This is a genomic window from Anthropogastromicrobium aceti, assembly GCF_020687335.1.
Classification (GTDB): domain Bacteria; phylum Bacillota; class Clostridia; order Lachnospirales; family Lachnospiraceae; genus Anthropogastromicrobium; species Anthropogastromicrobium aceti.
In genome coordinates, this window is the sequence record NZ_JAJEQN010000014.1 from 21161 (window position 1) to 33454 (window position 12294).

At 41.9% G+C, this 12294-nt stretch carries 9 protein-coding genes, 2 tRNA genes and 1 other annotated feature; of the genes, 2 read left to right on the forward strand and 9 right to left on the reverse strand.

Features of this window, described 5'->3' with window-relative positions:
• Positions 1–5: 5 nt before the first annotated feature.
• From cysS to ispF, 4 genes are all read right to left on the reverse strand, one after another.
• Positions 6–1406 carry a cysteine--tRNA ligase gene (gene cysS, locus LKD48_RS07100; RefSeq protein WP_308731587.1) on the reverse strand — a complete coding sequence of 467 codons (1401 nt, stop codon included), beginning with the start codon at positions 1404–1406 and terminating at the stop codon, positions 6–8.
• Complete coding sequence (gene epsC, locus LKD48_RS07105) at positions 1385–2071, reverse strand: serine O-acetyltransferase EpsC (protein WP_308731588.1); 687 nt, start codon at positions 2069–2071, stop codon at positions 1385–1387. Before epsC ends, cysS begins: the two co-directional genes overlap by 22 nt.
• Before the next feature lie 105 nt (positions 2072–2176).
• Positions 2177–2405: a binding site (T-box leader), on the reverse strand.
• A gap of 57 nt (positions 2406–2462) precedes the next feature.
• Complete coding sequence (locus LKD48_RS07110) at positions 2463–3827, reverse strand: putative ABC transporter permease (protein ID WP_308731589.1); 1365 nt, start codon at positions 3825–3827, stop codon at positions 2463–2465.
• 50 nt (positions 3828–3877) lie between these two features.
• Entirely contained in the window at positions 3878–4405 is a 528-nt protein-coding gene (ispF, locus tag LKD48_RS07115; protein WP_118612092.1) for a 2-C-methyl-D-erythritol 2,4-cyclodiphosphate synthase, read from the reverse strand.
• Between the two features lie 204 nt (positions 4406–4609).
• On the opposite strand from ispF, the gene LKD48_RS07120 reads away from it, so the two are divergent.
• Positions 4610–4682, forward strand: a tRNA-Val gene (locus LKD48_RS07120).
• Positions 4683–4686: 4 nt separating this feature from the next.
• Positions 4687–4760, forward strand: a tRNA-Met gene (locus tag LKD48_RS07125).
• Positions 4761–4874: 114 nt separating this feature from the next.
• On the opposite strand, the gene LKD48_RS07130 is transcribed toward LKD48_RS07125, so the two are convergent.
• From LKD48_RS07130 to LKD48_RS07150, 5 genes are all read right to left on the reverse strand, one after another.
• Positions 4875–5903 (reverse strand): glycosyltransferase family 2 protein, encoded by a 1029-nt coding sequence (locus LKD48_RS07130; protein ID WP_118612091.1) that lies wholly within the window; start codon positions 5901–5903, stop codon positions 4875–4877.
• Between the two features lie 165 nt (positions 5904–6068).
• Entirely contained in the window at positions 6069–6800 is a 732-nt protein-coding gene (locus tag LKD48_RS07135) for a CPBP family intramembrane glutamic endopeptidase (RefSeq protein ID WP_308731590.1), read from the reverse strand.
• Positions 6797–7783 carry a putative ABC transporter permease gene (locus LKD48_RS07140; RefSeq protein ID WP_118612089.1) on the reverse strand — a complete coding sequence of 329 codons (987 nt, stop codon included), beginning with the start codon at positions 7781–7783 and terminating at the stop codon, positions 6797–6799. Before LKD48_RS07140 ends, LKD48_RS07135 begins: the two co-directional genes overlap by 4 nt.
• Positions 7784–7841: 58 nt before the next feature.
• Entirely contained in the window at positions 7842–11036 is a 3195-nt protein-coding gene (carB, locus tag LKD48_RS07145; protein WP_308731591.1) for a carbamoyl-phosphate synthase large subunit, read from the reverse strand.
• Positions 11037–11060: 24 nt separating this feature from the next.
• The gene (locus tag LKD48_RS07150) at positions 11061–12140 is read right to left on the reverse strand and encodes a carbamoyl phosphate synthase small subunit (RefSeq protein ID WP_118612087.1); all 1080 of its coding nucleotides are present in this window, start codon (positions 12138–12140) and stop codon (positions 11061–11063) included.
• Between the last annotated feature and the right edge of the window lie 154 nt (positions 12141–12294).

Sequence of the window (12294 nt, forward strand, 5' to 3'; positions counted from 1 at the left end):
TTTTATTACACACGCTTCCAGGTCACACCCTGTCTTGTATCCTCAAGAATAATGCCCTTATCTGCAAGCTCCTTACGAATTTCATCGGCACGCGCAAAGTTCTTTGCCTTTCTTGCCTGTTTACGCTCCTCGATCAGGGCTTCGATATCAGCATCCAAAAGTTCTTCTTTTTTCTCAATGATAATACCAAGGATATCGCAAAGCTGCTTTAAAATCTCATACAGTGCCTTTGCTGCTTTTCCTGAAAGCTCATCTGTCTTATTTGTATTTACATATTTTACAAGCTCGAAAATAGCTGCAATTGCATCTGCTGTATTAAAGTCATCCTCCATTGCTGCCTCAAACTTGCCTACATATTTCTTTGCTTCCTCGACTACTTCGCTCTCCTGATTAGTAAGCTCACCCTCGTTAGCAGACTGCTTCTGAAGCCATGCAGCACATGTTAAGATACGATCAAGACCGTTCTTTGCTGCTTCCATAAGCTCTGCACTGAAATTTAATGGACTTCTGTAGTGTGCGCTTAACATAAAGAAACGAAGTACCTGAAGATCATACTTCTTCTCAATATCTCTTACTAACAGGAAGTTACCAAGTGACTTACTCATTTTTCTGTTATCAATATTTAAGAACGCATTGTGCATCCAATAATGAGAAAACTCTTTTCCGTTGCATGCCTCACTCTGTGCAATCTCATTTTCATGATGTGGGAAAATCAAATCCTCACCACCGGCATGAATATCAATCTGCTCGCCTAAGTATTTCTTTGACATAACAGAGCACTCAATATGCCATCCCGGACGTCCTTCGCTCCACGGAGATTCCCAGTATGGCTCTCCTTCCTTCTTTGGCTTCCACAAAACAAAATCAAGCGGGCTTTCCTTGTCTTCCTCGCCACTTACCTTTAAATCACGAAAACCTGACTGAAGATCATCAAGGTTCTTATGAGAAAGCTTACCATAATCCTTAAAACTTGCAGTACGGAAATAAACAGTGCCATTCTTCTCATAAGCATGACCTTTTTCGATCAAGGTACTGATCATATCGATCATTCCATCGATTTCCTGTGTTGCAAGCGGATGAGTTGTCGCCGGCTTTACATTCATAGCAGCCATATCCTGCTTGCACTCCTTTATGAAACGCTCAGAGATAACAGATGCCTCAACACCTTCCTCATTTGCCTTTTTGATAATCTTATCATCTACATCAGTAAAATTTGAAACATAATTTACGTCATAGCCCTTGTATTCCATATAGCGGCGCACAGTATCAAATACGATCATCGGGCGTGCATTTCCAATATGAATATAATTGTATACTGTAGGACCGCAGACATACATTTTTACCTTTCCCGGCTCAAGCGGCTTAAATTCTTCTTTTCGTTTTGTTAATGTATTGTAGATTTCCATGTTGTTTCCTTTCTTCTTTTCGTTTTCATCTGTGATTTCTCAACCATTTGATACAGCTTAGCGTACTGCTTTTTAAGCTGTTCAATATCAGCAAGCACCGGATCTGGCATATGCACCTGATCAAGATCAGTTTGCGGCAATCGTACATTGTCACGTTTGACAACACGTCCTGGAACTCCTACCACCGTAGAATTGGGCGGAACTGGTTTTAGTACAACACTTCCAGCACCGATTTTACAGTTGTCTCCAATTGTAATGGAACCGAGAACCTTCGCGCCTGCACTGATCATAACATTATTTCCAATTGTCGGATGGCGTTTTCCATGCTCTTTTCCTGTACCACCAAGTGTAACACCTTGATATAAGGTAACATTGTCACCAATCTCTGCTGTCTCTCCAATCACAACACCATGACCATGATCAATAAAAAAGCCTTTTCCGATCTTAGCTCCTGGGTGGATCTCGATTCCAGTTCTTCGCGCTGTACACTGAGAGATCATACGCGCTGCAAAATACCTTTTTTTCAGGTAAAGTCTGTGCGCAAGACGATACCAAAGTACCGCCCAGAAACAGGGATACAAAAATACCTCTGCCGGCGAATTAATTGCCGGATCCCGTTCTCTGATAAGCGAAATTTCATCAAGTACATATTGAACGATTCTCATGCCACTCCCTTCCTGCTTCGAAAATCTTTGTCCGCAGTTTTTGATACATACGACTTGCTCCACTGCTTCGCAGTTCTCGCACAAAAAAACGTCCCCTGGCAAAAGCCAGGAGACGAAAAATTTTCCGCGGTTCCACTCCTGTGAGAGCATAGATGCTGACACTTATTCTGTATACACAGCCGGTGATAACGCAAACCAGCGTGCCATGCTACTTTATTCACACAGCCAGCTCCCGGATGCACTTCCTGTCCCGTTCCATGAAGCAGGTTTTCAGCCTGGGCCTGCTCTCTCTGACATTTCCTGCGACAGTACTCTTTCCGTTCAAAGCCTTTTCGAAGCTTTTTTTATTGTATGATGCAAAAATATCACAGATGTCTGTTTATTCACTGTATTACAGTGCTGCATCATTTCTAGTGTTACTATATGTGATGTTTTCGGATTTGTCAACCTTTTTTGGCTTCTTTGCCTTTGGATAAATCTTATAAAGTGTTTCATCATCATAATTTTCATCCAGCCACTGCTGTACAACATTGCTTGCTGGAATATTTTTTTCACGCTGATCCTGGCGCATAAGTGCCGCTGCTGACACAAGACTGTCTGCTGCCATAAAAATGATAAGACACCATGTTATGATTTTTCCAGCAAGCATTGGAATCTTTTCAATCCACTTAGAAAGATAAGGATAAACTCCTTTCAACCATACAACACCTGCAATTCCCCAGAAAAAACAAAACAGCAAATTAATTCGTCCTCCGATATTAAACATAAAACCGCTGTAATCCCAGAAGATCTTTCCAAATACGATTTCCGTAAAAACGCTGCACAAATACTCGTATACACCGCCTAATACGGTTCCCATCGCAAAAATAAACGATGAGGAGCGATTTCTGTAATTGTACAAAAGCGATGTTGCCACCACCATTGCAAGACCCCATACAATACTAAATGGACCCCATACAACGCTGCTTCTGCTCATCCAGTACCCCATCGTGATACGGCAAAATATAGTCTCTATCAAATCGCCTGCAAATGCACCTATAAAAAACAATAATACAAGCTTGTAAAAACTGCAGCCTTCAGCAAAAACGGTTATTTTTTCCTTCTCTACGCGTTCTCCCTCATTGATCGCAGGATATGCTTTTTCCACACGCATAAGGATATGCTTTTCAAGCCATCTTCCAAATCGTTTTTTTCTGCTATAGAGTTCGTGATCAATCTTTTGAATCGTATCATTTCTCTTTACACTGCCGCGAATGATATATGTAGATCCCAAAATATCAACTATTAACACACCAAGCAGTGCCCACAATGTAATCTGCATCATAAATGATGGTACCATATGATAAAATTTCATCAAAACAGGTGTTACAAACTTAACTGATAAAACGCCTAAGATACCCCATACAATAGAATACTGCAGACAGATGTATCCATCAAGATTCCATCTTTTAGAAGAATAGTCCCACCATTTTTTATGATCCAATTTTTCAAGAATCTTTGCTGTAAACCACTCAAGAAGTGTACTAACTCCCGCACAGCCCAGAAACAAAATCGGTACCTCATCAAACAATTCTGGAAAGCCAATTGTTATAATTACTGCTGCAATGCCGTATACAATACAAAGTGGGCTGTTTAGCATACCTCTGTTCATAAATTTTCGGTATTTTAAGACACAAAAACATGTCTCCGCAATCCATCCCAAAAATGAATATACGAAAAAGAGCCAAAGACACCCGAATAAATCAAGTCCTCCCATTATTTTCCAGTTATCCTTTCAAATTTTCAATTCCTAAAGATCAGTATAGATCAATTTTTACAGCCGCCACAGCCACCGCAGCCAATCGTACCGTCCATATAAAATTCTGGCTTATCAATTAAGCAGACTGCCTGTGAAGAGATGCCCTCTCCTGTTCCTGTAAAGCCTAGTCCTTCTTCTGTTGTTGCCTTAATGTTTACCTGATCGAGTTCAAGATGAAGTGCCTCTGCAATATTTGCTCTCATCTGCTCACGATATCCGGCAAGCTTCGGTCTCTGTGCAATAACAGTTGCATCTATATTGCTGATGTAGTAACAATTTTCCTCAAGAAGTTCTCCTACTCTTTTTAGCAATTCTATGCTTGATGCTCCCTTATATGCCGGATCCGTGTCTGGAAAATGCTGACCAATATCTCCAAGTGCAGCCGCACCAAGCAGCGCATCCATTATTGCATGAAGCAGCACATCTGCGTCAGAATGACCAAGAAGTCCTTTTTCATACGGAATCTCTACACCGCCTAAAATCAGTTTGCGTCCCTCAACGAGGCGATGCACATCATATCCCATACCAACTCTCATATCAAATCTCCTTACCTTTCTTTATGTTAAGGGCAAAATGTTTTTGACTCCTTTGATACCAGATTTCTAACCTTTTGACCCTGATATTATTATCATATCACGACTCACTTTTATTTTCCACGCAGAATCTATAAAAATTTTCGGAATTTTTTGAAAAATTTGCTTGACATTTTCTTTGATATGCGCTATACTTCTCTTCGTCAAGGGGTCTTAGCTCAGCTGGGAGAGCATCTGCCTTACAAGCAGAGGGTCATAGGTTCGAGCCCTATAGGCCCCATCTTGGCGGAATAGCTCAGCTGGCTAGAGCACACGGTTCATACCCGTGGTGTCGAGAGTTCAAATCTCCCTTCCGCTACTGACTACAAGGATCGCGCAAGTGGTCCTTTTTTTGTGTCATAAAATTTCATCCCACAAAAAACACAAAAAAGGAGAGTCTTAATAATAACTCTCCTTTTCCCCCAAAAAATTATTAGCTAAATCCAAAGAAGCGCTGTGCCAAACCATATCCCCTGCATACAATCGCTCTTCCGACCTTACCTGGAAGATTTAGTGCAATTCCCTGAGCACTAAAACGAAGATGACGCCACATAGTTTGATTTTCTTTTTTCATATAACTCCAAAGTGCTTCCTTTTTTTGTTTTGAATCCTCTGTGTTAATTAACGCATAATGAACTGTAGTTACCGTACACATAATCTGCAGATAGCTATATAAATAGCTGCGCAGCTTTTTGTTGCTGATTTTTTCAAGATCAAATGCATCAAAGATGATGCGATTGACGCGATCCTGCTGGTCGATTCGCTTCATCATAACCTGCTGATTAACAGACTGATCTTCTCTTCCCGTATAGTACATATAAAAATCTACATCCAGATAGTACATAACGCGCACATATGGAAATGGCTTGTATACATAAATATTATCAACATAGAATGTATGCTTTGGAAGCGTCAGGTTAATTCCCTTTAACAGACTGGTGCGGTATATTACTGCATGCATCAAAAGATAATGACCTGTCTGGAACTTACCTATTTCTTTCCAGCTAAAGAAACGTCCCCTTGGAAGTGTCTTGCGATAATCAATTGACTTCTGGCGAAGCACATCACCATTCTCGTCATGACGATCGTAAACAAAATTGGAAATCAGCATATCAAGCTCATGATTTTTTTTGACAATACGGCGTAAAAAATCAAGCACCTGCTTATAAGCTTCTGGTGCAAGGCTATCATCACTGTCAACTACTTTAAAGAACAGACCTGTTGCATTTCTGATTCCCGTCGTTACTGCGTCTCCATGACCTCCGTTTTCCTTATGAATTGCCCGCACAATATTCGGATATTTTCTCTCATATTCGTCCGCAATTTCTGCTGTACGGTCTGTTGATCCGTCATCCACGATCAAAATCTCTACCTCATCACCACCCGGAAGCAGCGTTGCCATGCAGCGATCCAAATATGCCTCTGAATTATAGCTTGGAACTGTTATTGTTAAAAGTTTCATCATAAATACCTTTCTGTAGCCTAGCAGCATATGCTGCAGTGCAAATTTTCCTGTACAAATACCATACAAGGTGATTATATACAATTTTTCAGGCTACTGCAAGGTCTTTTTGTCAAATACAAAAGTTACTGTTCATGAAAGCCCCTCGGTGCAATAGTTTCCGGCTTATTCGTGAATTGTAATATACACAACTCCTGCAGCTGTTCCTGCAAAACCAATGATGCAGGCAGCCACTGCATATGTCTGCAAATAGCTGCTAAGCCATGTGCTTTGCTGTACAAGAATGGATATGAGGTTGGCTGATACATGCAAAATAATTGGTGCTGTAAGCTTTGCGAACCGTTCATATGTCCAAACAAGAAGTGCTCCTAAAATAAATGCGTACAGTGCCTGAAGCAGATTGCCATGAACTGCGGCAAAAATCAAAAGCGCTGCCAAGGCTGACGGCCCCACACTAAGCCACGTACGCATTCTTCTGTAAAGGATACCGCGAAATAAAAGTTCCTCTGCCACTGGTGCTGCAATGCCAACTACAAGTATCTGAAGCCACAGCTTGTCTGAATAAAGTGCCTTTGCTACGTTTTTTGCATCTTCTTCTCTGATTGTCTTTAACCCAGTTAACTCAAACAGCATATTAACGCCAATACAGGCACATATTCCAATGATAATCATGATGATTGCAGAATAAAGTGATAGCTTCTTGCCTTCCCAGCGAATCTGTTTGGAATCTTTGTAAAATAAAATTCCCATAATTATAATACAGGACACTTTTTCAATCAGATTTGCCATCAGACCGCCGTTTGGATAAAGACCTAGCACTGCCATTCCTATAGCCATATAGATGACGAGCGGATAGATCAAATTGATCAGTCGCCTCGACAATGGTTGATATCTCATTTTTTATTTCCTTTTCTTATTTTTTCTTCCCGTTTTTTCTGATCTGCTTTTTTCATGCGAGCACGAAAAGCCTCTTCTGACTGCCGCTTTTGCTGCGCTTTTGACACAGCAAGAGCTACTGCCTGTTTTTTCTCCTCAAAGGCTATTTTTTTCTCTTCAACGGCCTCCTGCACTAGCTGTTTTCGCTCCTCTGCTGCCAGTCTCCGTTCTTCTGCTGCCGCTTCTGCCGCCAATTTTCCCTCTGCTACAGCATCCGCCACTGCCTGCTTCTTCTCTTCTACACTCTCCTGTACAGCCTCTGCCTGTGCCTTTAGCTTCTCTGCAAATTTCTTAGAATTGATTTCTAAGTTCGGATATGCCTCTCCGATACGGCGAAGCAGTACCGGATCCTCGCGAAGAAGTTGGCGCACCTTTGTGCTGACTTCCTCAGAATTATCTGCTTCTACACCATCAATTTCCTTTTTAACAAGATTAAATGCAATATGTGATACAATATTATCCCAGATCATCAGCATAACAATTGCACCTGACAGCGTATAAAGAATCCACTGCGGAATGGCATGAATCCATTTCATCAAAACTGGATCAATCAGCTTTACAATTGCCACACCTCCAATTCCAAATAATACCAAGTTTCCAATCCAAATACGGCCATGCAGATTCATTGGCTTTTGGCTGTAATCCCACCAGCGCGCATGGAACATTTTTTCCATGTACCAGCTGACAAAATATTCTAGGACTCCGCAGAGTACAAAAGACGCCAAAAACGTCACAATATAGCTTGCATTTCCAATCAGTCCACCAACTAAAACTGTTACAACAACGGCACCTGAGCCATAAATCGGACAATATGGACCAATTAAAAATCCACGGTTAATAAAACGGTGAAACTGTATATACTTTAATATCACTTCCATGCACCATCCGGCGACAGAATAGCAAAAAAATAGTACGATAAGCTCTGCTATTGTTTGTCTAAGCATTAAATTTTCTCCTTTCAAAACGCATAAGGGGACAATATTTCTATTGTCCCCTGGTGTCTTAAATGGTTGCGATATCGATCAGTGTCAGCTGCTCTTCTCTATTCTCAAGACTAGTAATCAATGCCTTTGCTGTATCGATTGCTGTCAGTACATTTACACCTGTCTCGATTGCATTTCTACGGATAATAAAACCATCATGGCTGTGCTCTGCGCCCTGTGTTGGTGTATCAATGACAAGATCAATCTGATGGCCAAGAATCAAATCAAGAAGATTCGGTGAATCCTGCTCCAGCTTGCTTATATAAAGTGTATCCACTCCCTTTGCACGAAGTGCTGCTCCTGTTCCCTTTGTCGCATAGATCTCGTAGCCAATTGCCTTGAAACGTCTTGCAATATCTACGATCTCTTCCTTATCATCATCGCGAACTGTAATAATCATCTTCTTATACTTTGGAAGATGGAAGCCTGCACCAAGGAAAGCCTTATAAAGTGCCTCGTTAAAGGTCTTGCCAATTCCAAGACACTCACCTGTTGACTTCATCTCTGGTCCAAGTGCAATATCAGCTCCGCGCAGCTTTTCAAAGGAGAATACCGGCATCTTAATTGCATAATAATCTGCTTCCTTTTGCAGACCTGGCTCATAACCAAGACCACGGATTGTGTTTCCGATGATCACCTGTGTTGCCAGATCGACAATCGGGATACCTGTTACTTTACTGATATATGGTACAGTACGGGAAGAACGCGGATTCACCTCAATTACATAGACCTCTCCCTGATACTCGATAAACTGAATATTAATCAGACCTCTTACATGAAGCGCTCTTGCCAGACGCTTTGTATACTCAACGATAGTTTCTTTTGTCTTCTGACTGATGCTCTTTGCCGGATAAACAGAAATACTATCACCAGAGTGGATACCAGCACGCTCAATGTGCTCCATGATACCAGGAATCAGAATATCCTGTCCATCGCATACAGCATCAACCTCAAGCTCCTTACCCATCAAATATTTATCGACAAGAATCGGATGCTCTTGTGCATAACGATTGATAATACCAATATACTGCGTAATATCCTCATCATTAATTGCGATCTGCATACCCTGACCGCCAAGAACGTAGGATGGACGAACAAGCACTGGATAACCAAGCTCATGTGCAACCTTTAATGCCTCTTCTACTGTAAATACAGTTCCGCCTGATGCACGCGGAATCTTTGTCTCGCGAAGAATCTGATCAAACAGCTCACGGTCCTCTGCTGCATCAACGTCTTTTGCGCTCGTTCCAAGAATCGGAACTCCCATCTTCATTAAAGCCTCAGTCAGCTTGATTGCTGTCTGACCACCAAACTGAACAACAGCGCCGTCTGGATGTTCCAGATTTACAATGCTCTCCACATCTTCTGGTGTCAGTGGTTCAAAATACAGCTTATCTGCAATATCGAAATCGGTTGAAACTGTTTCAGGGTTATTATTGATGATAACAGTCTCATAGCCTTCCTTTGCAAATGCCCACGTACAATGAACAGAACAGAAGTCAAACTCAATACCCTGTCCGATACGGATAGGTCCAGAACCAAGAACAAGAACCTTCTTTCTTCCCTCTGTCTTTTTCGCCTCATTCTCGCTTCCAAAAACAGAATAATAATATGGTGTAGTTGCTGCAAACTCTGCTGCACATGTATCAACCATCTTAAAGGCTGCTGTGATGCCATTGTCATAGCGCATCTTCTTTACCTGATCCTCAGTCTTGCCGCTTAAGGATGCGATTAACTTATCCGGGAATTCAATACGCTTTGCTTCCTTTAACAGATCAGGAGTAAGTTCTTCTGTTTTCAGACGTGTCTCCATCTCTACAAGAATAGCAATCTTGTCAATAAACCACGGATCAATCATTGTGATCTGATGGATCTTTTCATAGCTGTAGCCTCTGCGGATTGCCTCTGCAATGCGGAAGATTCTGCGGTCATCGACAATACTCATCTGCTCCTCAAACTCATCTGCCGTCAGCTTGCTGTACTCATCTGTTACAAGGCTGTCAACATGCTGCTCAAGAGAACGAAGTGCCTTCATAAGACCACCCTCGAAGTTATCACAGATTGCCATAACTTCTCCTGTTGCCTTCATCTGTGTTGTCAGCTTTCTTGATGCACTGATAAACTTATCAAATGGCAGTCTCGGAATCTTGACAACGCAGTAGTCTAACATTGGCTCGAAACTTGCGAAGGTTTTCTTTGTGATGGCATTCGGAATCTCATCAAGAGTGTAGCCAAGTGCAATCTTTGCTGCAACCTTTGCAATCGGATAACCTGTTGCCTTTGATGCCAGTGCAGAGGAACGGCTTACACGCGGGTTTACCTCAATAACACAATACTCAAAGCTGTCTGGCTTTAATGCGTACTGAACGTTACATCCTCCAGTAATCTTTAACTCACTGATGATATTTAACGCTGAGGTACGAAGCATCTGATATTCCTTATCACCAAGCGTCTGAGACGGTGCAACAACTATACTATCTCCTGTATGAACACCAACAGGGTCAATGTTTTCCATGTTGCAGACTGTAATTACATTTCCTGCACCATCACGCATTACCTCGTACTCAATCTCTTTCCATCCTGCGATACAGCGCTCAACCAAAACCTCACCTACACGGGAAAGACGAAGACCATTTCCTAAAATTTCCTCCATCTGCTCTTTGTCATATGCGATTCCGCCGCCGCTTCCTCCAAGTGTGTAGGCAGGACGAAGAACAACTGGATAACCGATCTGTTCTGCAAATTCAAGACCATCTGGAATGTTGTGAACAACCTTAGATGCTGCACAAGGCTCTCCAATCTTTTCCATTGTATCCTTAAATTCCTGACGATCCTCTGCCTTTCTGATCGTCTCTGGTGTAGTACCAATCAAACGGCATCCATATTTTTCAAGAATACCTTTCTCTGCAAGCTCCATACCAAGATTTAGACCAGCCTGACCTCCCAGTGTCGGAAGAACACTGTCAGGACGCTCTTTTTCGATAATCTGCTCTAACACCTCTGCTGTTAACGGCTCGATATAGACATGATCAGCAATTCTTTTATCTGTCATAATCGTCGCTGGATTAGAGTTTACAAGAACAACTGATACACCCTCCTCCTTTAATGAACGGCAGGCCTGTGTACCTGCATAGTCAAACTCTGCTGCCTGGCCGATGACAATCGGACCCGAACCAATTACAAGAACCTTCTTTATACTGCTATCCTTTGGCATTGCTGTGTTTCCTCCTGTCGTCTATTATTTATTTTTTCCTGCTGCCATCATATCCAAAAACCTGTCAAACAGGTACGCACTGTCCTGCGGTCCCGGGCAAGCCTCTGGATGATACTGAACTGTAAAAATGTTCTTTCCTGTATAAGAAAGACCTTCATTTGTTCCATCGTTTACATTTACAAATGCCGGCACAGCAACCTTTGGATCAAGCTTGTCGGTATCTACAACATAGCCATGATTTTGAGAGGTAATATAAACTCTTCCTGTCTTTAAATCCTTTACCGGATGATTGCCGCCGCGATGACCATATTTCATCTTATGTGTATCAAGACCATTTGCCAGTGCCATCAGCTGATGGCCAAGGCAGATTGCAAAAATCGGAACGTTAGAATCATACAGCTTTTTGATCTCCTTAATGATCTCTGTACACTCCTTCGGGTCTCCAGGACCGTTTGAAAGCATAATGCCATCAGGATTTGCTGCAAGAATATCCTCTGCTTTTGTGTCAGCAGGATAAATGTTAACTTCACAACCTCTCTTATGCAGTGAGTCGCCAATATTTTTCTTTGCACCAAGATCAAGAAGTGCTACCTTGTAGCCATCTCCCGGCAATACTTCTCTTTCCTTACATGTAGTTGCCATTACTACGCCAGTCGGGGAATATGCCTTAAGCTTTGGAAGGATCTCCTCCAAGTCAAAATCCTCTCTGCGTGTAATCATACCATTCATGGTTCCCTTCTCACGCAAAAGCTGTGTCAATGCTCTAGTATCAATTCCACAGATTCCTGGAATTTCATTTTTCTCAAGAAACTCCTGAATAGTTCCCTGACTTCTGAAGTTGCTTGGCATACGGGACAACTCACGTACAATATAGCCATCCGGCCACGGACGCTTTGACTCCATATCCTCATAACAGATTCCATAATTACCGATCAGCGGATAAGTCATTACAACAGCCTGACCCGCATAAGAAGGATCTGTAAGTACCTCTAGGTAGCCTGTCATTGAAGTATTAAAAACAATCTCACTGATGATTTCTTTATCTGCGCCAATCGCTGTACCTGTAAATACATGTCCATCCTCTAAAATTAGAAATGCCTTCATTGGTTCACCATGCCCTTTCGCCAAAAATAAAGACGGTACACATACGTGCACCGTCCGCAATTCTCTATCCAGGCGGTACCTCGCCTTGAATTTTGTTGTTATCTAAAATATAGTACCATGGATAAATTATTTTTTCAAGTCCTAAAACAAATTT